The following is a 21,867-nucleotide window of genomic DNA, read 5'->3' on the forward strand; positions in this document are numbered from 1 at the left end:
AAATATAAAATTATTTTTTTGCAAGTAGATAAATAAAATATGGTGCTCCTATAAGAGAAACCATTATCCCTGCTGATATGCCTTCAGGCTGAACTATATTTCTTCCAATAGTGTCTGCAAATAAAAGCATCCAGCCTCCAAGCACAAGAGCAATAGGAGTATAAAGCTGATTTCTAGGTCCCACTAAGCTTCTTGCAATGTGTGGAGCCATGAGTCCTATAAAAGATATTCCTCCTGTCACAGAAACTGCTGATGCAGCAAGCGCAACTGAAGCAAGTAGCATCAAAAGTCGTTCCTTTTCTACTGATATCCCTACTCCAATAGCCACCTGCTCGCTTAATCTCAAAATATTTAATCTGTTTGCTTTGTATAGAGTAAATGGAATAAGCACAACTAACCATGGTAATATCGCTAAGACAAAGGGCCAGTCTGCACCCCAAATATTACCTGATAGCCATTTTGCAATAAACTCTACCTTGATTTGCTCTGTAGATGAAATAATAACAACCATAAGGCCCGACAGAGCCATAGATAGACCTACTCCAACCAATACAAATCTTGTAGTTTGAATTCCTTCATTTTTTTTATATGAAAATATATAGATTATAAGCACAGTAAGAAGTGCACTGCAAAAAGCCACCAAAGGCAATATGTATATAAAAGAAGTCGTATTAATAGGAAAAAACAAGAAATAAATGGCTATTCCAACTCCTGCTCCAGAGTTGATTCCTATGATACCAGGATCTGCTAAATCATTTCTAGTTATGCTCTGAAGTATGCACCCCGATAAAGCCAGAGCCATACCTGCTAATAAAGTTATAACTATTCTAGGAAGTCTAACTGAAAAAAGTATAAAGCTTTCTTTGAAGCTTCCCTGTCCAATCAAGGTAGGAATAAGTCTATCAAAAGACAAGGCTCCGTAGCCCATTGCCATTCCAGTAATAGCTGTAGCTACTGTAAGTATTAACAAAATAGCCAGTGTGCACTGTTGTTTTTTTATTATATTTGGTTCAATCATGAAAATGCCTTACCCCCTTTACTTACAATAAATAAAAAGAAGGGCAACCCAATAATTGCAATAATAGCCGATACAGAGGTTTCATATGGAGCATTTATAGTCCTCCCAAGAGTGTCTGCAAAGAGCATCAGTATGGCTCCAGCTACAGCTGACATGGGAATTATATACCTGTAGTCACTGCCTACAATGAATCTGACCATGTGAGGAACCATGAGTCCAACAAAAGCCATATTCCCCACTAATGCCACTGATGAGCCAGCAAGCAAAACAATTACTACAAACAAAATCATCTTAACCTTAGTAGTGTTTTGCCCTAATCCAAGAGCAACCTCTTCACTCAGGCTAAGTATCGTAAGCTGCCTAGCTAAAAACATCGCCGTAACTATTCCAGCTGTTATAAATGGAATGATTACTTTAAGCTGAGTCCATGTAGTCCCAATCATAGCCCCTGAAGTCCACATAGAAACATCTTTTGAAATTTTGAAATATATGCCTATTCCCTGAGCTACAGCAAATAAAAATGTCGATACAGCTGCTCCTGCTAGAACTATTCTAAATGCAGAAAAACCTCCTCTTTTCATAAAGCTAATTCCAAAAACCATAAAAACTCCCATAGCCGCGCCAATAATACACGCTATAAGGATGACAAAATAATTTGCTCTAGGAACAAAAGCTATAGTAAAGGCAAGTGCTGCATTTGCTCCAGCAGAAAGTCCGAGAAGTCCTGGATCAGCTAGAGGATTTTTAGTAATTCCTTGCATTATAGCTCCTGACACCGCAAGAGCTGAGCCTACAAAAATTGCAGCTATCTCTCTTGGAAGTCTTATCTCTCTTATAATTAATATTTTGTCAGTGACCTGCCTAGTAAAAAGTGCTTTTGATAGCTCTTCTAGTGAAATATCTGCTGCTCCAAAAACCATAGAGGCTGTAAACATTCCTATCAAAATAAAAAGCGCCGTAATAAGCTTAAAAGCGAAATTCATATTCTGTTCTTTTTCAACCATTTTAGCCTCCCTTTCCTATTTATAAAACCGACAAAAGGAATTCCTCAAATTAGAATTCCTCTTGCTGAGTAATAATATTATTTAGAAAGCAAAGCCTTAGTTAAGACCTCTAACTGATAGTCTAAGGTAATTGGGTCATTAAAATAAAATTCTTTTGCACTAACCTCTATGACATTTCCATTTTTTACAGCAGGAATATTTTTATAAGTTTCTGTCTGCTGAAATGCATTTTCTGCATCAAAATTTTTACTTATAACTAGATAGTCTCCTGCAAACTCAGGAAGCACTTCTAGTGATAGTGAGTAATAACCATCCTTAAGAGCCATTTCCTTGACTTTTTCAGGCATGGCTAGCTTCATCTCCTGATAGATTATCTCTGTTCCTCTGCCCCAGCTATCGCCAAATACATAAAGCTCTTTTTCGAAGCTTTCAATCACAGAGATGGTTGCATCTTCACCTATCTTAGCCTTAACCTCTTCTCCAGCTTTTTGAGCTCTTGCCTTGAAATCCTCTATCCACGCTTTAGCCTTGTCTTCTTTGTTAAGTAGTTTTCCAATTTCTAGAATTTGAGTTAGGTAATCTACCTTACCATATGTATATGAAACAGTAGGTGCAATGCTCTTAAATTTGTCTAAATTCTTATCTGTAGATGCGGCAATAATCAAATCTGGCTCTAGCTCTATGATTTGCTCTAGACTTTCATCAGTTATAACTTCAGCATTTTCAATATATTTGGCATATTGCGGATTATCCTTGGACCAGCTATCAACTCCCACTATATTTACTCCCATGGCCATAACCGCTCCTGATACTGCTCCATTTATTACAACTACTCTTTCAGGCTCTGCTGGTACCTCAATAGGACCATTTTCAGATTGGTATGTAATCGTCTTCGCCCTTGCTCCCTCACTAGGCTGCTCTGCTGTGCATGCACTAAAAATTAACGCAAATACCAGTATCATAGGTATCAATAATTTCTTCATCTTCTGTCTCTCCTTTTAGTAAATTATATGTAATGCATATAGGTTTATTTGTAAATGAATCTCTTCCAATCTCAGCGCTGATATTATAAACCTTTTTAAGCACCTCTTTAGTAATCACTTCTTCACAGTCCCCTGCTTTTACTATTTGACCATCTTTTAATGCAATTATGTAGTCTGCAAATCTGGCAGCTTGATTGATATCATGAAGAACCATGACTATAGTTCTTTCTTGCTCTAAGTTTAGCTTCTTTAAAAGCTCAAGCACTTCTAACTGGTGAGCCATATCCAAGTAAGTCGTAGGTTCATCGAGAAAAATTATATCTGTTTCTTGAGCCAGTGCCATTGCTATCCAGACTCTTTGCCTTTGACCTCCCGATAGAGCATCTATCGTACGAAATTTATACTGCTTTGTTCCCGTAACCTCAAGTGCCCAGTCTATTACTTCAAAATCCTTTTTTGTCAATCTGCCAAGCCCATTTTGATATGGAAATCTTCCATAGGACACAAGCTCTCCTACTGTGAGTCCTATAGTGGCTTCAGGCGTTTGAGGAAGGATGGCCATTTTCTTGGCAAGCTCTCTAGTATTTTCCTTTAAAATATCCTTGCCGTCTAAAACAACAGTTCCTGACTTATGAGAAATTATTCTAGTAATGGCTTTTAGCAATGTAGATTTTCCGCATCCGTTTGAGCCAATAATTGTAGTTATTTTTTTATCTGGAATCTCAATACTTAAATTCTTAACAATCAAATTATCATCATAGCCTATATTGATTCCCTCTGTGTATAGCCTTGACATATCTCCCTCCATCTTCTAATTAATTATATTTATAATATGATATTGATTATCAATACTAGCTATTATAGTATTAATTTGTTTTTTTGTAAATGATATAAAACAAAAAACCGCACCCAAAGGTACGGTTTAAGAACAAGATATTAATCTTTTAATAGTATTTTTTCTATCTCAGCTATATATAAAGTATGATAATCTTCTTCAGGATAGTGTTTTTTTCTCATATCTACATCTATAAAGCTTTCACGCGTCATGTCCTGAGCATATAGCTTTTTACAAATTATAGTAAGTCTTGCCTCTTCGAAATATGGAGTTTCGCCCAAATAAAGAGTAGTTAGTGCAGCTTTATTTATCTTGTCCTCATCTTTACCCGAAGCAGTTCCTAGATATGAAAGCTCTTTTTTAAAGCTTTTGTCAAAAAAGGTAAGAGAAAATCTATCTGAACCATCTACAAATTCTTTTGTAAATCTTTGAGGTCTTACAAAAATATAAGCTACATTTTTATTAAAAAGCACTCCAAATCCACCCCAAGATGCTGTCATTGTATTCACCCTGCTATTATGAGCAGCCGTTACGAGCATCCAGTCATGACCTATAAGGCGAAACGTGCTCTCATTTAAATCTATGGGGTTAATCTCTTTATAGTTCATAATGTTACCAGCTCCTGCTTTAAAATAAGATTAGTTAATTTTATAGTTTACTATTTTTAAAGTTACTCTAGACCAGTCTGATATTTAAACCGATTTTATCACATCTACCTTAACCTTGTTGTATCGTAACAGCTTCATCAAGTCTTTATAATATTTCATGTCATAGCTATGAGAAGCTATTCTTCTGCCAGAAGTATTAAAAAAATCTATATTTATTTTATCGCTAGTTTTTATTTTTGCACTTGATATTTCTCTCCATGCGTATTCTTCTTTTCCTCTAGAAACTATCAGCAGTCCAGAGCTTGCTAGTCCCTGCTTCATCCAATTTATGAGCAAAAAAGAAGCCGCTGTAAGAGCTATTAAGTAATGCATATAGCCCTTGGCAAAAAATATTGTAAGTACTGCTAAAGCTAGTAAAGCTACAGAAAAAACACCAATTTCAAACGTGCTCTTTTTGGTCCTTATTTGAATCTTTCTAATAAATGTAATCTGCTTTGCAAGTAAAATCAGTAGCATCAGTATAACAAAATAATTAATCATTCTTGACCTCCTATTTTATATTATATGAAAACCATCTCGTTATGCTCCCTACTCTTCTAAACGAAATAATTTCACAAATTTTTTCTGTTAGCTTGCCAAACCTTCTGTACAGTAGATTAAAAGCTAGATACGGGATCCACTGCTTTTTTGAGTTAGGCAATCTTTTAATTATATTTTTAAATGAATATACTTCTTTATAAATCCAAAGATATCCCTCATATAGTTCCTCTTGTGTCATATTCTTAGGTCTATATACTACATTTGCTGTATTATATTTTGAAAGATCAAAATCTGTTATTCTACCTTGCTTATGCAAATTTTCATAAAGCCTAGTTCCTGGATACGGAGTCAGAATATGCGAAGTAACTGTTTCTATTTTATTTTTGACTATCCAATCCAATGTCTTTTCAAATACTGAGCTATCATCTTCATCCAGCCCAAAAACAAAACTAGCATTTATCATTATTCCTCTTTTGTGAAGCTCCTCAACCAATCTTTCATATTTACCTACACTATTTTGCACCTTATTAACACTATCTATAGCCTTGTCATTTATACTTTCAAACCCAATGAATAAGCTCTGACATCCTGATTCCTTTAGGTCATCTAAAATATCTGGCATATCTACTATATTAGAGGTTACTGCTGCATTGTATTTGAGACCCAGTGGCTTTATTTGTGCTAAAAATTTCTTTGTCCAAGATGGATTTCCTATGAAATTATCATCTATAAACATTATATGCCTTGTCCTAAGAGTCTTAATTTCTCTTATAACATCCTCTATTGGTCTATTAATATAAGCCTTATGTACACTTTGAGAACTATTATAGCAAAAATCACATTCAAAAGGACAACCTCTACTTGTACTTATTATATTCGTATATAAATACTTACTGTTATCAATAATATCGTAATCAGGAGATACAATCTCTTGTCCACTGATGCTCAGCATATCATTATATATTTTATTTAATGAATCGTTTTGAGCGTCAAATAAAATCCTCTGCCATATTCTTTCAGCCATTCCTACACAAATTGCATCAAAATATCCATATGCACCTTTTGGATCTGCTGTGATATGTATTCCTCCTGCAACCACCTTCACGCTACGCTTTCTAAATTCTTTTGCTATCTCTATAGCCCTATTCATAACATCCACAGTTACAGTTATAGCTACTAAATCAACTTTCTCATCAAAATTTATACTTTCTACATTTTCATTTTCAATAATTACTTCATGCTCCTTAGGAGTTAGATTCGCAAGAGTAAGCAAAGCTAGAGAAGGAGCCATTCTAGTTTTAAGCTTAGTATCCATAGGTCTAGGTAGCATTGCTGGCTGAATTAATTTTATCTTCATCTAACCCTTCACTTTCAATCCAAATATTTTCGAAAAATCGACAGCTTGAGTAGCTGATACAATTGCTCCTTTAAGGTCTTCTGCTCTAAATCCCGCACCTTCAAACTCAGAATCGCTTAAATCTACCCCTGACAAACTGGTCCCTGATAATTGACTTTGTTTAAAATTGCAGTTTCTAAATTCAACTTTATCTAGCTTGCTCTCTTGAATATAGCTACTTTCAAATATACAATCCGAGATAATTATATTTTTCATTTTTACATAATTCATAAGTATAAATTTGCAATTACACTGATTTATAGTTAAATGATTTAGTGAGGCTTCATTAAGATTAAGTCCCATAAGCTTACAGTTTATAAACTCTGCTCTGTGAATCACTGCTCCGCTAAAATCAGCATTTGATAAATCACAATTCTCAAACCTTACATCAGTAAGCTCTAAAGACTTAAGAAAAATATCCTTAAAATCCATTTTACTAAAAATCACTCCATCAACCTTAAGTTTGTCAGCTGTCTTTGTCCTTATTTCACAATCTGAAAATGATATATTGTTCATTTCATATTCATCTTCAATATCTATAGCTTCACTGTTTATCTCTTCCATGAATCTCATTAATTTAGGTTTTGCAACCTTAACTATATCTTTTTTAGTGTTCATAGGTTATGTCTCCAATCTCTCATTTCTTAGTACCATATGTATATGGTCTTCCCATCTGTTGTTTATTTTAAGGTACTTATATGCTATGCCTTCGTTGTAAAAACCTAGTTTTTCTACTACTCTAAGCGACCTCTTATTCTTAGGCATTATATTAGCTTCTATTCTATGGAGTCCAAGTTCATTAAATACTATATCAATTCCTTTATTAAGAGCCTGCGTCATGTACCCTTTATTTATCTCATTTGCATCTAGCTTATACCCTAAATGGCAAGATAAAAATGCACCCCTTACTATATTATTAAACGCAATTGACCCTATAACCTTTTCATCATCATCTTTTTTAAATAACCATAGCTTCACAAGATTTTTGTTTTCTATGTATCTTGCCTCTTCTTCCAACAGTTTTTCTTGAAAATTTAAAGTATAAAATTCTTCATTTCTAATTATTTCCAACTCTTCAAGAAAAGCTTTGTTTCTCATATAGTAATCCAATACTTGTCTAGCTGATGATTTATCAAGTCCCTTTAAAAACAGATTCTCAGTTTCATATATTTTATTCATAACAATATACTTCTCCTCGTCTTAAATCCCTAAGAATCGATTTACTTTCTTTTGCTGTGCATCAGGGACTATTTCTTCAATTCTTAGTAAAATTTCTTTTTTAGCATCCTCAGCATTTATATTATCAGATAGAATTACAATTTCTTTTGCCCATGTTTCCACTTTAGAATATGCAGTTGATGGCCATCCGTACGGCTCTCCCTTTGCACTTATTTTCTGCTTGGTTCCATTAACCGTTATAAACATCCCCATCTGCAATTCCATCATTGCAGACTCATGCTTGGAATTCAATTCTTTGGTAAAGCCAGCCATAGCCTTTATTTCATGAACTGCCAATATGCTGTCTTCATTAAAAAGTTCATAGATTTGCTTGGCATAAATACTCATAAGTCCATCTTCATACATATCCATAAAGCTTCTTCTTTTTCTTCTAGCTGCAAAAAATTTGGGATACCATTCTAAAGATATATATCCTGGTTTTTTATCAAATAACTTCCCGTACGCAGCCTTCTTATCCTTTTCTATATTCACTCTCCATCGCCAAGGATCAAAAGGCAACTCTGTATGCCATTGGTCCTCTTCTGTCATGCTTTCAAGATTTGGAAACCCTATGCAGTTGTTTGATAAAGTCATAAATCCAAGCCTTTCAACTACTGATATAAATTCATTGTATTCTTTAAGCCTCAAATCTTTATAGTTCGTGTCCATGCTTTTCTCCTCCTTGGCTCATGCGTGCTCGCTATATATGTAATCTATTTTATATTTTTCAAAAAATTCCATTTTTAGTCATATATTAATACTACCTCTAAAACCTTTATTTATCAATCATGACACTGATAGTGTCATGATATTTTTTGAAGCTGTCACTGTTCGTTTCTTGAATATTTCTCTAATTGCCTAATAATTGGAATTAGCTCGTAGAAATTATTAAATATAGAAAAAGGAGAGTTTATGGAAAATATTATCGAAACCTATAATCTTACAAAAAAATACAAAGGGTGTGATGTTGTAAATAGTATTAATTTAAATGTTCCAAAAGGTAAAATCTATGGTCTTCTTGGCAGGAATGGTGCAGGTAAAACCACTGCTATGAAAATGCTGATTCAAATGGTAAAACCCACATCTGGAAGCTTTAGTTTATTTGGCGAGAAAAATGTTAAAAACAATGCTTCAGTTTATAAAAACATTGGCTCTATTATTGAGACTCCTAGCTTTTATACGAATCTAACTGCTTATGAAAATTTACGCATTTTAAATCTCCTAAGAGGAGAGAGAAAATCATCTCATATAATGAGAAGTTTGGAAATCGTGGGTCTAGACAAAGAAAAAACTAAGCCCTTTGCTCAGTATTCCTTGGGTATGAAGCAAAGATTGGGAATAATAGCTGCAGCCATAATGCATGAACCAAAGCTACTTATATTAGATGAGCCAATTAACGGACTTGACCCTATAGGAATTTTAGAAATTCGTTCATTTTTATCTGAATTAAGTAAAAAAAATGACACTACTATACTAATATCTAGTCATGTGTTAAATGAAATAGAACAAATAGCAGACATAATTGGAGTAATGCATGAGGGTAAGCTCATAAAAGAGCTTGAGATGGCTAAGCTTAATAAATGCAAACGCAAATATACTGAATTTGCAGTATCAAATACAAAACTAGCCTCAAAATTTTTACAAGAACGATATCACATTAAAAACCTCGATATAGTTGAAAATACTATAATGATAGCTGACTGTACTCATGATACTGGTGAAATAAATAAGGCTTTTGTAGAAAGCGGCTTACTAGTTACACAGGTTCATTCTTATGAAGAAAGTTTGGAAAATTATTTTTCAAACCTAATAGGAGGTAAGGGCATTGCTTAATCTAATCTTTTGTGAAATCTTAAAGTTGAAACGGTCAAAAATTGTATTTCTTAGTGTCTTAGGAGTCCTGGCAACTCCATTGCTCATGTTTGTAGAATCTCTTCAAACTCATTTTGAGCATCCTGAAAAAATATTTACCTTAGCGGATATCTATGATAGTAGTTTACTGTATGTAATGCTCCTAACGAATTTCATCATCTATATTTCAATATCTGCATATCTGTTTAGCCGAGAATACTCTGAACAAACTCTAAAAACAATATTGCCAGTACCTGTTTCTAGATTTGATTTTATAAGTGCCAAGTTTTTAGTTTTGTTTTTTTGGATTATCTTACTTACACTTGTGACTTGGATGGGGATTTTCATCTTGTCCTTTATATATCATCTTTTAATTGGTCTTGACGGTTTTGGTATAAATATAGGTATTTTATGGCTTTGTAAGTTTCTATATGGAAATTTTTTGATATTTTTAACTATATCTCCATTTGCATATTTAGCTCAAAAAACAAAAGCCTTTGTAGCACCAGTAATCTGTGCATCAGTTATAGTAATGGGAAGCGCTGCTATTTCAAATCAGGATTTAGGAGCCTTGTATCCATGGGTTGCCACTTTTTTTCTTGTAAATGGAAAGCTAAGCAGCACAGGTTATCCCGTTTTGCTTAGCCTATTACTTATCTCTTTACCTTCTGCTTTTGGTTTTATTATGACATATCATTATTTTGCACAGGAAGATTTATAAACGGTATTTCCACCTACAATAGTTTCAACTACCTTTATATCTTTAATTTCCGTTTTATCTATGGTAAATATATCCCTGTCAAGTATCACCATATCAGCTACAAATCCTGGTTTCAGTCTGCCTTTAAAGTCTTCCTTGCCTTCTAGGTAAGCACTTTTTATGGTGTATGCATCTATAGCATCACCCACTGACATGCATTCCTCTTTGAAATATCCTTCCCTTGGAGTAAAATCAAAACGCATTCTGTTAACTGCTACATAGATATTTTCAAATGGATTGCAGTCTTCTACTGGGGCATCAGTGCTTAAACTCACAGGTGCTCCCATCTGATATAAGCTATTAAAAGCATAGGAGGTTTTTTCTAGCTCATCTCCTACTCTATCGTTAATTATGGCTATATCAGATAGTAGAAATATAGGCTGATACATCACAGTAAGTCCAAGCTCAGCTATTTTTTCAAGTTGAGCTTTTGTAGTTATTTGATTGTGTACTATTCCATGTCTTAAGGTGTTCTCTTTGTCATCTATGAGCTTTTCATACACATCTATGACGCTTTGAATTGCTTTGTCTCCTATAGCATGAATAAGTACTCTGATGTTGTTTTCATGAGCTAGCTTGCAAAGTTCATAAAGCTTATCATCGTCAAGTGCATCTACACCAGTTTCATCTGGAGCATCATTATATCCCGTGCTCATAAGAGCTGTTCGTGCTCCTAGCGAGCCATCTTTAAAAAGCTTAAGTGCTCCTTTAGAATACATTTTTTCATCATAAACTCCATATAAATGCTCACTTCTTAAGTAAGCTTTAAAATCCTCTATATCTTGAAAGTTAAATTGATGAGAATATCTAAGTTTTAGCTTATTCTCCTTAACTATATTATCAATCGCATTAAATACTTTCTCAAAATCCTTTGACATTACATCGCATGACTGTACTGAAGTAAGACCAACGCTTACTGCATAATCCATTGCCCTTATGAAATCTCTTGAAATATCCTCAGCAGATTTAGAAGGAATTACAGACTGAATTAATTTAACTGCCCCTTCATTAAAAATTCCGTTTGGCTTACCATCAGCTCCTAGCTGAATTTCTCCACCCTCTATTTTTGTAGTTTCATCTATATTTAAAATTTCTAAAGCCTTTGTGTTTCCTACACTAACATGAATGCAAACTCTATCAAAAACTATGGGAATATCAGTAGATATTCTATCTAAATCATGCCTATTTATAAACCTTCTTTCCCCGTCTTGAAAAGAGTTCTGATTCCAGCCCTTGCCAATAAGCACTTTTGTATCTGGATGCTCAGCTAAAAATTTTTTCCCAAGTCCAACTACTTCATCAATGGATTTTGCTGATGTAAGATTACAGGTATTCATATAATCTCCCATCATGGTAAGATGAAGATGGCTATCGTTAAGCCCAGGTAGCATAGTCTTTCCAAGTAAGTCAACCACCTCATCTACTTCATGCTTCATAAGCTCTTCATTTGTACCAAGTGCTACTATTATTCCATCAGAAATGAGCATTGATTCTTCAAAATGCTCTTTATCTACATAAATCTTCCCATTAATATATAGTTTCTTCATGAGTAGAGCTCTCCCTTTAAATCTTAAATTAAAAATCCTGCCAAAAGAGTAAATACTACTATAAATGGAGCAGGAACTTTTTTGGTAAATAATAATAAAGCAGTTATAAGCATAATTATAACATTATCAAAAGCAAATCCGCTCTTTTGCATTAAAATAACTGCAGCTACTGAAATTAAACCTCCTGCAACTGCTGTTATTCCTTTTAGAGACATTTTTATTCCTTTTATCTGCTTTAGATTCTCCCATATAGGATAGATGAAATATATAAGAAGCAGTCCAGGAAGAAATATACCTACACCTCCTGCCGCTGCTCCTAAAATTTGATAAAGAGTGCTTTGCCCTCTAGCTGCCATACCTCCTGCATAAGCACTAAAGCTAAACATCGGCCCCGGAAGTCCTTGAACTAGTCCAAACCCCGTTAAAAACTCTTGGTTAGTCATATACTGATTTACTTCAACTAGCTCACTATACATTAGAGGAACTACCACTTGGCCACCTCCAATAACTAGGTATCCATATCTGTAAAAGCTCTCAAATAAATGAACTAGCTTACTGTCCGTAGTAAGAGTAAGAACTATTCCTCCTACTGCAAAAATTGCAAATGCTATCAGATATTTCCACGGCGGAGCAAGCTTCACATGGTTCCAAAGATTTTTTTCATTTGAAGTAACAATACTAACCCCACCTCCTATAAGAAGCACTAGAGGATAGATCCATGGAGCTCTTATAAAATAAGTCGTAATCGCCCCAAACAAAAGAAGCATCAGTGTAATTTTATCCTTTACTACCTTACGACCTATGCGATAAGCCGCAACTATAATAAATCCTACCGCCATCGGCCCTATATATCTAAGTCCGTCCTGAGATAGATGAAATGTACCAAGTAATTGACTCAAAAAAGAAAGAATAGTCATAATAACTAGCACAGGCAGTGACCACACCAGCATAGTAAGAAATGCTAGTTTTGGTCCTCCAACTTTGTGCCCTATGGCTACAAGAGTCTGAGTGCTACTAGGTCCTGGAAGAATTCCAGTAAGAGCTATAAGTTCAACTAGCTCTTCCTCAGTTAAATATTTCTTCTTAATCACCATCTGGTCTGTAAAGACTCCATAATGAGCTTCCGGTCCACCATATGCTCCTAGCGAGCAAATGAAAACATCCTTTAAAAAACTGCTCCACTTTACATTTTTATGTGAATTAACATTTTCGTGAAGTTTCTTCATAACATCACCATCCTTAAAAATTTATATTGTTATTCGATATCGAATTTCGTAATTATGATTTAATTATACAATATCAAATAAAAAACCGCAACAAAGTATATGTCACTATATTTTGGGTATATTAAATTTACATAAAATTTTAGGAGGAAATAAATGACAAAAGCTGATCTATATTTTAAAGATTTGTGTACTAGGATAATTAATGAAGGAACTTCAACTGATGGTGAAAAAGTAAGACCAGTATATAAAGATAACACTCCTTCTCATACCTTGTTCGTTACTCAAGTGTTTGAGGAATATGATATAAGTAAAGGAGAATTTCCATTAATAACTTATAGGCCTATCTCGTGGAAATCAGCTGTAAAAGAAATCTTATGGATATATCAAGATCAAACGAGCTCACTTAATGTACTGAAGGAAAAATATGATATTCACTGGTGGGATGAATGGAATATAGGCGATGGGACGATAGGGCAGAGATATGGAGCTACTGTAAAAAAATATGATTTAGTAAATAAATTACTAAAATCTTTAAAAGAAATTCCTTATGGCAGAAGGCATATTATCAACCTATATCAATATGAGGATTTTCTTGAAACCGATGGGCTTTATCCTTGCGCCATGGAAACACATTGGTCAGTTAGAGGAGATTTCCTTGATGTTACACTTATACAGCGTTCTAGTGATGTAGCTGTTGCAAACTGCATTAATAAAATTCAGTATACAGCTTTACTGATGATGGTTGCAAGACATGTAGGTTTATCTCCTGGCAAATTATGCCACTATGTACACAACGCACACATCTATGATAGACATATAGATGATGTAATTTCCCTACTAAAAAGAGATGTGGGCAAAGAAATAAGTCACCCAAGTTTAATCCTCAATTCTCAAAAAACAGATTTTTATAATTTTACAATTAATGATTTTGATTTAATAGACTATAACCCTATTAAACCCAATCCGAAATTTGAGTTAGCAATCTAAAGGAGACTATTTTTATGAACAACATTATAATAATCGCTGCCATGAGAGACTATGACAGCGCAATAGGGTATCAAGGGAATTTACTTTATGATATTAAAGAAGATTTAAATTATTTTAAAGAAATCACATATAACAATATAGTTATTTTCGGTTCTTCCACTTATATTAAGCTTCCTCATAAACCTTTAATAGGAAGAGATAATTTTGTATTAAGCAGAAAAGACATTGACTATGGAGTCCCTAAATTAAAAAACATAGAAGAAGTCTTAGCTCTTGCAAAAAATAACCCTGACAAAAAAGTTTTTATCTGTGGAGGCGAATCTGTGTACAAAAGCTTTTTGGATTATTCTCATGAAATATATCTTACAATAATCAAAACAAATGACACAAAAATAGCAGATACTCACTTCCCAGAAATCGACCCTCAAAACTGGAAAATGATATCTGTACGAGCAGATGAAGAAAATATCAATCACAAATACCCACATTATTTCTGTAAATATAGAAAAAAGTAGACTAAAACTCAGAATCATGGCTTTTGAAAAAATCATAATAGGTTCTAACATTTTCAAGACTAGTCCAAGGCTTTACACTTACAGGACTTTCATCTAGGTCATAAATTTTTGCACCTTTAATGGCTAGCAAGAACGGAGAGTGCGTAGAAATAATAAATTGACACCCAAAAAATCTAGCTGAGTCTTCAATAAAGCTCATTAGCTCAATTTGTCTTTTAGGTGAAAGGCTGTTTTCTGGCTCGTCTAAAATATACAGGCCATTTTCAGTTATTTTTTCTATGAAATATCTATAAGCGCTCTCTCCGTTTGAGTATAGCCGTACATTTGACATAAGATTTTTTCTTATAAATTTAGACATCGTTTTACTTCTTGCACTATTAACTTTTTTGAGTTCTTCATAATCTTCTAGGGATTTCATCTTAAAATCAGAATATTTTGCATCGAGATAATCTCCAAAAAGATTTTCTCGTTTATTGTCTATTCCCTCATTTAGATTTCTAAGATTGAGAATATAGTCAAAAACATCATCACTGGTTATGATTCTTTTTATTTCTGCTACTTTTACTTCATCCATATCACACATATCCACATAATCTTTAAAAAAATTGCTTTTATTAAAAATCGTATCCCTTGATGCTTCTATTTTCTCTGCGATTACATTTAGAGCTGTAGATTTTCCTGAGCCATTACCTCCATATAAGATAGTAACTGGCTCAAAATCAATTTCAGTAAAATCATTTTTCGATAGTATTTTAAAGGGATAAAAGGTGTCAAAACAAGTTCTTTTTTCATCTAAAATAAAGTTGTACTCTCTGTCTTCACTTGGAAAACTAAAATTTCTTAAGTATATCATAGCTAATTTACTTCCTTGTCGCTCCTATAAATACATTAAATAACGCCTGCATTTTCTCATCCTTGTGAGATAAGATTTCTGGATGAAACTGCACCCCTACGCACCACTGCTCCGAGTTTCTTTCTATAGCTTCTACTATTCCATCTTTAGATTCTGCTGTTATTCTGAAGCCCTCTGCTAAACCTTTTACTGACTGATGATGGAATGAGTTTACAACTGCATGGTTTCCAAGCACACTTTCAAGAACACTGTTTGGCTCTATTTTTATAGTGTGAGTAGCTACATCTGGATTATGTACTTGCATATGCTTTATATGAAAAGTTTTGCAGTATGAGTTATCTTGATATAGAGTCCCTCCATGATATGTATTTAAAATCTGCATTCCTCTACATATAGCTAGTATAGGCTTATCAAGCTCAGTAGTATACTTAATAAGCTCATAATCTAGAAAATCTCTCTTTGGAAGAATCTCCGTAACTTTTACATCAGGCTCTTCTCCATAGATAAGAGGATTTACATCATGCCCTCCTGTTAAGATTAAGCCATCAATCAGCTTTGCATATTCGTTTACTTTTTCGCTCGAGTCTATAATTGGAAGAACTATAGGAACAGCTCCTGCCCTTAGCACTGCCTGAACATAATCATCCATAACGTATGATTTTTCATAGCCTTCAAACATATCATTATTATCCTTCATCATAGTCCCTGATATTCCTATAATAGGGAGTTTCATAATCATACCCCTTTCTAAAGTCATAGTTAACTTAAGTCTATTATATCAAAATATTCTGAATTTCGGAAAACCTTTTCCTAAATATTCTTGAAATTATAATGGCTGATACATCTCATATTGAGTTATATCATCCTGAGTAAATCCATATTTTCTTATGAAGCCTTCCAGATTTGCATTATTTGGTAGACTTATATTAAATTGAGTAAGGTTCAAATCATATAAAGCTTTATCCAGCACAGAAGTTGCAAGTCCACAATTTCTATATTCTGGTTTTATATAAATAAAAAATATTTTTCCCTTATTATGAATACTTGCTGCTCCTAGTAGCTTATTTTCTTCATATATTCCATAATGAACTACATCATTTATCTGCTTTATATAATCAAAACCATTCTGCCAATTTATATGGATATCCCTAATATGTGCTTCAAGAGCTAAAATTTCATCATATCCTACTCTCTTAATAAGCTTTTTTGACATATCTTTAGCTTCTGATTTTATTTCATTCACAATACAGCTAAAATATTTCAAAAAATATAGCTTCTGATATCCTATCGAAGTATAAAAATTTACTGCTCTTTCGTTTCCATTTATAACCTCAAGGAATAGTTGCTTACAATTTTCTTTCTTAGCTTTGTCTTTATGTAATTTAAATAATTCTTTGCTTATCCCCTTGCCTCTATATTCTGGATCTATACACATGGTTCCGCATCTCATAGTTTTAAGGCCTTCGTAGTCTTTAATTCCACCTAAGATTAAGCCTACAGGTTTTTGAGCATCAAAAGCTATATAGGATTCTTCTTTTTTATTACCTTCAGGTCCGAAAAACCTTTCAAAAAATCCTTCCTTTGTAGTTTGCAGAGGTATCATATAGTCAGAAAACCCTATCTGAAATGCCTTATATATACTCTCATCATCTACATCCTTGCAATTAAAATATTGGATCATTTTCCTCCCCCATTTCTAAATCTTATTAATTAAATTATATATATAAAATCATACAATAGTCTATCTTATTATTCAATTTCCTTGATGACACTATTAGTGTCATCCCATATTCTTGCGATTGTTACCATATGTTTCTTGTTTTTTTCTCATATTTTCTTCATACTAAATTTGTTGCTTGATTCAAGTTAAAAATTTTATTTACGAGGAGGATATAATTAATGACATTAGAGATTGCAGAAATTTTAAAAGTTATTTTTTTAGGGATAGTAGAGGGTATAACTGAGTGGCTACCCATCAGTAGCACTGGACATATGCTTATCGTGGACGAATTTTTACAACTAAACGCCAGCGATTCATTCAAGGAAATGTTCTTTGTAATTATTCAGCTCGGAGCTATTTTAGCTGTACTTACCAGTTTTTGGAAAAAGATGTTTCCTTTTCAATTTAAAGATGAATCTCAGCCTATCATTAAGAAAGAAATATTTTCACTTTGGTTTAAGGTAGTAGTTGCCTGCATCCCTGGAGCAGTTATTACGCTTCTTTTTGATGATTATATAGAAGCAAATTTTCATACACCAATTGTTATAGCTACAACCTTGATTATTTATGGCATTGGGTTTATTATAGTAGAAAATTGGAATAAAATGCGCATTCCTAGTATCACTAATCTAAACGAAATCACTTACAAAACCGCTTGGCTTATAGGACTATTTCAAGTTCTATCTATAATACCTGGCACATCTCGATCAGGTGCTACTATTATTGGAGCACTCATCATTGGAGTATCTAGAGTAGCTGCAGCAGAATTTACTTTTTTTCTAGCTGTACCAGTAATGTTTGGGCTTAGTGCACTTAAAATCTTAAAATTCGGTTTTGTTTTCACAGCCTCAGAACTTTTTATTCTAATTTTAGGAATGGCTGTAGCCTTTATAGTATCTGTGGCAGTTATCAAATTCCTTATGAGCTTTATCAAAAAGCATGATTTTAAAGCTTTTGGCTGGTACAGGATAGTACTCGGAATTGCTATAATAATTTTGCTATAAAACTATTGCTTTTTGATATCACATGATATATAATCAAAATATACTTAGACACAAAGTGTAACTAAGTATATTTTTTAAACTTACTTAAGTACAAATTGTCATTAAGTAAGAAGGAGGACGAGATGGAATTTAAAGATTATAAAAAACTAAGTCTGGCAAATGACATCGTTATTTTGACAGCGACTGATAAACCTGAAGATGACAAAAGAAAAGTACCCGAAAAAACCTTACAAATTTTATTAATAAAGAGATATGAAGAGCCCTATAATGAATTTTGGTCACTTCCTGGAGGCTTTGTAGACTATGATAAAAACCTCGATGATTGCGCTAGAGAAAAGCTCTATGCAAAGACTGGAATCAAAAACTTATATATGGAGCAGCTATATACCTATGGAGATACAAATAGAGATGAAAGAGGAAGAGTTGTGAGTGTAGCCTACCTTGCTCTTGTAAAAAAAAGCGACATTAATATACAAATCTCTCAAAAAACAGACAGCTCATCTGCTTCTTGGTTTTCCATAGAGCCTATTAGAAAAGCTGATGAGATAGTCGATGTAAGTCTAATCTCTGAAGATGGTCACTTAATAGTTAAAGACCTTGCCTTTGACCATAAGCAGATGATTATAGATGCTCTAAACAGACTTCAAAACAAAATAGAATACACTGACCTAGCTTTTAACTTAGTTCCAGAATTTTTTACTGTAAAAGAGCTTCAAATGGTTTATGAATGTATCCTTGGAAGGACTATACAAGCTTTCAGGCGAAAAATAAGTGACAAAATCAAGCCTGCTGACATGATGAAAGACGATGGCTCGGCGTATAGACCAGCTCAGCTCTATAGATTTGATAACAAACATTCTAAATTTTAGGGGAGGCTAATATTATGAAAAAAATACTTTTAGTGGTTGATTTTCAAAAAGATTTTGTGGATGGAACATTAGGATTTGAAAAAGCAGTAGCTCTAGACATAAAAATAGCCCAGCGACTAAAAAAAGCTAAAGAAGACAACGAAATAATTCTATTTACTATGGATACTCATCAGCCTAATTATCTTGAAACCCAAGAAGGAAAAAATCTACCAGTGGAGCACTGTATAGAAGAAAGCGAAGGTTGGAAGCTATATGGAGAAACAGGTAAGGTAATTGAAAATCCAATCTATATCAAAAAACCTACCTTTGGAGGATTGGGATTAATCGAAATCCTTTGTCCTTACTCTGATGAAGAAACTGAAATAGAAATCTGCGGTGTGGTTACAAATATGTGCGTAATTTCAAATGCAGTAATCTGCAAAGCTGTGCTTCCAGAAGCTCTTATAACTATAAATTCACAGCTATGCGCATCCTTTGACGATAATCTTCACGATGAAGCTATCCATGTTATGGAGTCTATGCAAATGAAAATAATATAATTAGAGGTGCCATATGCTAAAAATCAATGGGGAAATATTTGGAGATGAGGAATTTCGAAATAAAGAAGCAGTCTATAAAAAGCCTAAATTAAACACTGATATAAATACCATCACCTTGCTTTTTGAAAGCAATAAGGATATAGCTAATCTAGCAATGGCTCATAGCTACCTAAATATTCATGCTCCAGAGCAAAAAAAACTTTTGCTTATGCCCTATCTTCCATATAGCCGAATGGATAGAGAAATAAATGACCAAATATTTAGTTTGAGATACTTTGCAGATATTCTAAATAATATGAGCTTTGAAAAAATTCTCCTAGCTGATCCCCATTCCAAAGCTAGCTCGGATTTAATCAACAATCTAGAAGAATTAAATATTGAAGACATAATATTAGACGAAATACTTCCTAAAATTGACATAGACTTTATCATGTTTCCTGATAAAGGGGCCAAAGAAAAATATACAAAAAAATATCTAAAGCTCTGTAAAAAACATAAGGTGATATACGGTCAAAAAAAGAGAGACCTGTCAAACAGAGGCAAGATTAAGGAATATAGTATTATAGCTGAGGATATAGATTTAAAAGATAAATCATCCCTTATAATAGATGACCTTTGTAGCTTTGGCAATACCTTTAAGCATGCCAGCTCAGCTCTTAAATCTGAAGGAGTAGATAAAATCTATCTATTTGTAACTCATACTGAAAATACTATTTTTCAAGGTGAGCTACTTGATTCTTCAGATATAGAAAAAGTTTTTACTACAAATAGTATCCTTAGAAGCCAAAGCCATCCTAAGCTTTTGGTTATTGATATATTTTAGAACTTGGAGGTTTTGTTATGAGAAAACATCAAATGACCTTGATAAGCGATTTTTATAAACAAGCACATGCTGAGCAGTATCCAAAGGGAATGAATTTTATAGCCTCTTACTTTACCCCAAGAATGTCTAGATTAAGAGAGGAACATAGCCTTATAGTATTTGGAATACAAGGATTTATAAAGGACTATTTAATTGAAAGATTCAATGATACTTTTTTTAATGTGCCTCTAGATACTATACTCAAGGAATACGAAAGAGTTATAAAGCACACCCTAAGCCATAGTTACTGTGAACCTACTAAGATTGCAGAGCTTCACTCGCTTGGATATCTTCCTATAGAAATCAAAGCTTTAAAAGAAGGAACTAAATGCCCAATTAAAGTTCCATGTATTGAAATAACTAGTACAAAGCCAGGCTTCGAATGGGTAGTGCAGTTTATAGAAAGCATAATGAGCTGTCAGCTATGGTATCCTATGACAATTGCCAATCAAGCCTATAAATATAGACAAATTGTAAATGAGTACTTTGAAAAAACAGCTGATGATACTGCTCCTAGATATGCAGCAATATCTGAATTTGGCTTTAGAGGTGCTCAGGGACAAGAAGGTGCAGTACTCGCAAGCTCAGCTTTCCTTACTTCTTTTGCTAAGACTGCTACTATTCCTGCCATCCTTTATCTCGAGGACTACTACAATGGAACTCTCGAAAATGCTAGTTTAGGCGCAAGTATGATATCCACTGAGCATAGCGTTATGTGCAGTAATTTTGCAGTTGATAACGATGAGGCTACCTTTGTAAAGCGACTTCTTAGTGAAATATATCCAACTGAAAACGTATCAATGGTCTCAGATAGCTATGATTACTGGAACATGATAGAAAATATTTTGAGCCGCGAAGATATAAAAACCCTCATCCAAACTAGAAATGGAGCTCTATTTGTAAGGGGAGACAGCGGAAATCCCGTTGATATAATTTGTGGTACTGATAATAGCTCAGAGTTTAATAGATCTTCTGCTATGAAAGGAACGGTAGAGGCTCTATGGGACGAATTTGGAGGATATATAAATTCAAAAGGCTACAAGGTTCTAAATAATACAATAAGAGTAATCTATGGTGACAGCATCACTCCTGAAAGAGCTGAGCTCATCTATAAAGGACTTATGGACAAGGGCTTTGCTGCCAATAATGTAGCTCTTGGCGCTGGAAGTTTTTCCATGCAATGTGCAGAAGAAAATGGACAAATCAAACCATTTACTAGAGACACTTACGGAATAGCAATAAAAGCAACCTATGTTGAAGTAGATGGCAAACCAATAGAAGTATTTAAAAACCCTGTAACCGACACAGGAAACTTCAAAAAATCTCAAAAAGGTATGTGTTATGTCCACTATGATGAAAATGGGGATATAGCTGTAACAGATGGCTACACTAGAGCTACTCTTCCAAATGAAGGTAATTTATTGCAGAGCGTGTTCAAAAATGGTAAAGTCTACAATGAAATCTCAATATATGATGTTAGAAATACCTTGCATGAAAATAGATTTTAAAAAATTTACTTGAAGGGATGAACA

Annotated in this window: 24 protein-coding genes; 9 read left to right on the forward strand and 15 right to left on the reverse strand. The window is 33.8% G+C overall.

Annotated elements, in window-relative coordinates; genetic code table 11:
* Positions 1-10: 10 nt before the first annotated feature.
* From CLOST_RS12460 to CLOST_RS12505, 10 genes are all read right to left on the reverse strand, one after another.
* Positions 11-1,018 carry a FecCD family ABC transporter permease gene (locus CLOST_RS12460; RefSeq protein WP_013362668.1) on the reverse strand — a complete coding sequence of 336 codons (1,008 nt, stop codon included), beginning with the start codon at positions 1,016-1,018 and terminating at the stop codon, positions 11-13.
* Positions 1,015-2,022: a FecCD family ABC transporter permease gene (locus tag CLOST_RS12465; protein ID WP_013362669.1), complete on the reverse strand. Its 1,008-nt coding sequence runs from the start codon at positions 2,020-2,022 to the stop codon at positions 1,015-1,017. Before CLOST_RS12465 ends, CLOST_RS12460 begins: the two co-directional genes overlap by 4 nt.
* Before the next feature lie 77 nt (positions 2,023-2,099).
* The gene (locus CLOST_RS12470) at positions 2,100-3,005 is read right to left on the reverse strand and encodes an iron-hydroxamate ABC transporter substrate-binding protein (protein ID WP_041487225.1); all 906 of its coding nucleotides are present in this window, start codon (positions 3,003-3,005) and stop codon (positions 2,100-2,102) included.
* Positions 2,956-3,801, reverse strand: coding sequence for an ABC transporter ATP-binding protein (locus CLOST_RS12475; protein WP_013362671.1), 846 nt, complete (start codon positions 3,799-3,801; stop codon positions 2,956-2,958). The genes CLOST_RS12470 and CLOST_RS12475 overlap by 50 nt, the downstream gene beginning before the upstream one ends.
* Positions 3,802-3,941: 140 nt before the next feature.
* Positions 3,942-4,448, reverse strand: a complete 507-nt coding sequence (locus CLOST_RS12480; protein WP_013362672.1) for a flavin reductase — start codon at positions 4,446-4,448, stop codon at positions 3,942-3,944.
* An 84-nt stretch (positions 4,449-4,532) separates the two neighbouring features.
* Positions 4,533-4,988, reverse strand: a complete 456-nt coding sequence (locus CLOST_RS12485; RefSeq protein WP_013362673.1) for a hypothetical protein — start codon at positions 4,986-4,988, stop codon at positions 4,533-4,535.
* Between the two features lie 10 nt (positions 4,989-4,998).
* Positions 4,999-6,345, reverse strand: coding sequence for a B12-binding domain-containing radical SAM protein (locus tag CLOST_RS12490; protein ID WP_013362674.1), 1,347 nt, complete (start codon positions 6,343-6,345; stop codon positions 4,999-5,001).
* On the reverse strand, positions 6,346-7,002 hold the full coding sequence (locus tag CLOST_RS12495; RefSeq protein WP_013362675.1) for a pentapeptide repeat-containing protein: 657 nt from the start codon (positions 7,000-7,002) through the stop codon (positions 6,346-6,348). It lies immediately after the preceding gene.
* A gap of 3 nt (positions 7,003-7,005) precedes the next feature.
* Positions 7,006-7,563, reverse strand: coding sequence for a GNAT family N-acetyltransferase (locus tag CLOST_RS12500; RefSeq protein WP_013362676.1), 558 nt, complete (start codon positions 7,561-7,563; stop codon positions 7,006-7,008).
* A 21-nt stretch (positions 7,564-7,584) separates the two neighbouring features.
* Positions 7,585-8,271 carry an AlkZ-related protein gene (locus CLOST_RS12505; RefSeq protein ID WP_013362677.1) on the reverse strand — a complete coding sequence of 229 codons (687 nt, stop codon included), beginning with the start codon at positions 8,269-8,271 and terminating at the stop codon, positions 7,585-7,587.
* A 243-nt stretch (positions 8,272-8,514) separates the two neighbouring features.
* Here CLOST_RS12505 and CLOST_RS12510 point away from each other — a divergent pair, with 243 nt between their 5' ends.
* Together CLOST_RS12510 and CLOST_RS12515 are read left to right on the forward strand one after the other, a co-directional pair.
* A complete protein-coding gene (locus tag CLOST_RS12510; RefSeq protein WP_013362678.1) occupies positions 8,515-9,435 on the forward strand; it encodes an ATP-binding cassette domain-containing protein in 921 nt (306 codons plus the stop codon).
* The gene (locus tag CLOST_RS12515; protein WP_041487226.1) at positions 9,428-10,174 is read left to right on the forward strand and encodes an ABC transporter permease; all 747 of its coding nucleotides are present in this window, start codon (positions 9,428-9,430) and stop codon (positions 10,172-10,174) included. Before CLOST_RS12510 ends, CLOST_RS12515 begins: the two co-directional genes overlap by 8 nt.
* On the opposite strand, the gene CLOST_RS12520 is transcribed toward CLOST_RS12515, so the two are convergent.
* Positions 10,150-11,760 carry an amidohydrolase gene (locus CLOST_RS12520; protein ID WP_013362679.1) on the reverse strand — a complete coding sequence of 537 codons (1,611 nt, stop codon included), beginning with the start codon at positions 11,758-11,760 and terminating at the stop codon, positions 10,150-10,152. The two genes, CLOST_RS12515 and CLOST_RS12520, sit on opposite strands and share 25 nt — an antisense overlap.
* Positions 11,761-11,783: 23 nt before the next feature.
* On the reverse strand, positions 11,784-12,986 hold the full coding sequence (gene chrA / locus CLOST_RS12525; protein WP_013362680.1) for a chromate efflux transporter: 1,203 nt from the start codon (positions 12,984-12,986) through the stop codon (positions 11,784-11,786).
* 153 nt (positions 12,987-13,139) lie between these two features.
* Between chrA and CLOST_RS12530 the strand changes: the two genes are divergently transcribed.
* Both CLOST_RS12530 and CLOST_RS12535 read left to right on the forward strand, forming a co-directional pair.
* Entirely contained in the window at positions 13,140-13,973 is an 834-nt protein-coding gene (locus CLOST_RS12530; RefSeq protein ID WP_013362681.1) for a thymidylate synthase, read from the forward strand.
* A gap of 14 nt (positions 13,974-13,987) precedes the next feature.
* Positions 13,988-14,488, forward strand: coding sequence for a dihydrofolate reductase (locus tag CLOST_RS12535; protein ID WP_013362682.1), 501 nt, complete (start codon positions 13,988-13,990; stop codon positions 14,486-14,488).
* Position 14,489: 1 nt separating this feature from the next.
* Here the strand turns inward: CLOST_RS12535 and CLOST_RS12540 are convergent, their stop codons facing one another.
* The 3 genes from CLOST_RS12540 to CLOST_RS12550 form a co-directional block, all read right to left on the reverse strand.
* The gene (locus tag CLOST_RS12540; RefSeq protein WP_013362683.1) at positions 14,490-15,341 is read right to left on the reverse strand and encodes an AAA family ATPase; all 852 of its coding nucleotides are present in this window, start codon (positions 15,339-15,341) and stop codon (positions 14,490-14,492) included.
* 7 nt (positions 15,342-15,348) lie between these two features.
* Complete coding sequence (locus tag CLOST_RS12545; RefSeq protein WP_013362684.1) at positions 15,349-16,074, reverse strand: gamma-glutamyl-gamma-aminobutyrate hydrolase family protein; 726 nt, start codon at positions 16,072-16,074, stop codon at positions 15,349-15,351.
* Between the two features lie 93 nt (positions 16,075-16,167).
* Positions 16,168-17,022 carry a GNAT family N-acetyltransferase gene (locus CLOST_RS12550; RefSeq protein WP_013362685.1) on the reverse strand — a complete coding sequence of 285 codons (855 nt, stop codon included), beginning with the start codon at positions 17,020-17,022 and terminating at the stop codon, positions 16,168-16,170.
* 218 nt (positions 17,023-17,240) lie between these two features.
* Between CLOST_RS12550 and CLOST_RS12555 the strand changes: the two genes are divergently transcribed.
* The 5 genes from CLOST_RS12555 (at position 17,241) to CLOST_RS12575 (ending at position 21,843) form a co-directional block, all read left to right on the forward strand.
* The gene (locus CLOST_RS12555) at positions 17,241-18,065 is read left to right on the forward strand and encodes an undecaprenyl-diphosphate phosphatase (protein ID WP_041487227.1); all 825 of its coding nucleotides are present in this window, start codon (positions 17,241-17,243) and stop codon (positions 18,063-18,065) included.
* A gap of 122 nt (positions 18,066-18,187) precedes the next feature.
* Positions 18,188-18,934, forward strand: a complete 747-nt coding sequence (locus tag CLOST_RS12560) for an NUDIX hydrolase (RefSeq protein WP_013362687.1) — start codon at positions 18,188-18,190, stop codon at positions 18,932-18,934.
* Positions 18,935-18,948: 14 nt separating this feature from the next.
* Positions 18,949-19,473 carry a cysteine hydrolase family protein gene (locus CLOST_RS12565; protein ID WP_013362688.1) on the forward strand — a complete coding sequence of 175 codons (525 nt, stop codon included), beginning with the start codon at positions 18,949-18,951 and terminating at the stop codon, positions 19,471-19,473.
* Between the two features lie 13 nt (positions 19,474-19,486).
* The gene (locus tag CLOST_RS12570; protein WP_013362689.1) at positions 19,487-20,296 is read left to right on the forward strand and encodes a ribose-phosphate pyrophosphokinase; all 810 of its coding nucleotides are present in this window, start codon (positions 19,487-19,489) and stop codon (positions 20,294-20,296) included.
* 17 nt (positions 20,297-20,313) lie between these two features.
* Positions 20,314-21,843: a nicotinate phosphoribosyltransferase gene (locus tag CLOST_RS12575; RefSeq protein ID WP_013362690.1), complete on the forward strand. Its 1,530-nt coding sequence runs from the start codon at positions 20,314-20,316 to the stop codon at positions 21,841-21,843.
* The last annotated feature ends 24 nt before the right edge of the window (positions 21,844-21,867 follow it).

Source organism: Acetoanaerobium sticklandii (assembly GCF_000196455.1).
In the GTDB taxonomy this organism is placed as follows: domain Bacteria; phylum Bacillota; class Clostridia; order Peptostreptococcales; family Filifactoraceae; genus Acetoanaerobium; species Acetoanaerobium sticklandii.

Coding starts and splice junctions, on each gene's coding strand:
- chrA (WP_013362680.1), bottom strand. CDS start 12,986: ATGAAGAAACTTCACGAAAATGTTAATTCACATAAAAATGTAAAGTGG.
- CLOST_RS12510 (WP_013362678.1), top strand. CDS start 8,515: ATGGAAAATATTATCGAAACCTATAATCTTACAAAAAAATACAAAGGG.
- CLOST_RS12530 (WP_013362681.1), top strand. CDS start 13,140: ATGACAAAAGCTGATCTATATTTTAAAGATTTGTGTACTAGGATAATT.
- CLOST_RS12540 (WP_013362683.1), bottom strand. CDS start 15,341: ATGATATACTTAAGAAATTTTAGTTTTCCAAGTGAAGACAGAGAGTAC.
- CLOST_RS12470 (WP_041487225.1), bottom strand. CDS start 3,005: ATGAAGAAATTATTGATACCTATGATACTGGTATTTGCGTTAATTTTT.
- CLOST_RS12475 (WP_013362671.1), bottom strand. CDS start 3,801: ATGTCAAGGCTATACACAGAGGGAATCAATATAGGCTATGATGATAAT.
- CLOST_RS12565 (WP_013362688.1), top strand. CDS start 18,949: ATGAAAAAAATACTTTTAGTGGTTGATTTTCAAAAAGATTTTGTGGAT.
- CLOST_RS12535 (WP_013362682.1), top strand. CDS start 13,988: ATGAACAACATTATAATAATCGCTGCCATGAGAGACTATGACAGCGCA.
- CLOST_RS12485 (WP_013362673.1), bottom strand. CDS start 4,988: ATGATTAATTATTTTGTTATACTGATGCTACTGATTTTACTTGCAAAG.
- CLOST_RS12500 (WP_013362676.1), bottom strand. CDS start 7,563: ATGAATAAAATATATGAAACTGAGAATCTGTTTTTAAAGGGACTTGAT.
- CLOST_RS12460 (WP_013362668.1), bottom strand. CDS start 1,018: ATGATTGAACCAAATATAATAAAAAAACAACAGTGCACACTGGCTATT.
- CLOST_RS12555 (WP_041487227.1), top strand. CDS start 17,241: ATGACATTAGAGATTGCAGAAATTTTAAAAGTTATTTTTTTAGGGATA.
- CLOST_RS12570 (WP_013362689.1), top strand. CDS start 19,487: ATGCTAAAAATCAATGGGGAAATATTTGGAGATGAGGAATTTCGAAAT.
- CLOST_RS12495 (WP_013362675.1), bottom strand. CDS start 7,002: ATGAACACTAAAAAAGATATAGTTAAGGTTGCAAAACCTAAATTAATG.
- CLOST_RS12575 (WP_013362690.1), top strand. CDS start 20,314: ATGAGAAAACATCAAATGACCTTGATAAGCGATTTTTATAAACAAGCA.
- CLOST_RS12480 (WP_013362672.1), bottom strand. CDS start 4,448: ATGAACTATAAAGAGATTAACCCCATAGATTTAAATGAGAGCACGTTT.
- CLOST_RS12465 (WP_013362669.1), bottom strand. CDS start 2,022: ATGGTTGAAAAAGAACAGAATATGAATTTCGCTTTTAAGCTTATTACG.
- CLOST_RS12550 (WP_013362685.1), bottom strand. CDS start 17,022: ATGATCCAATATTTTAATTGCAAGGATGTAGATGATGAGAGTATATAT.
- CLOST_RS12520 (WP_013362679.1), bottom strand. CDS start 11,760: ATGAAGAAACTATATATTAATGGGAAGATTTATGTAGATAAAGAGCAT.
- CLOST_RS12545 (WP_013362684.1), bottom strand. CDS start 16,074: ATGAAACTCCCTATTATAGGAATATCAGGGACTATGATGAAGGATAAT.
- CLOST_RS12505 (WP_013362677.1), bottom strand. CDS start 8,271: ATGGACACGAACTATAAAGATTTGAGGCTTAAAGAATACAATGAATTT.
- CLOST_RS12560 (WP_013362687.1), top strand. CDS start 18,188: ATGGAATTTAAAGATTATAAAAAACTAAGTCTGGCAAATGACATCGTT.
- CLOST_RS12490 (WP_013362674.1), bottom strand. CDS start 6,345: ATGAAGATAAAATTAATTCAGCCAGCAATGCTACCTAGACCTATGGAT.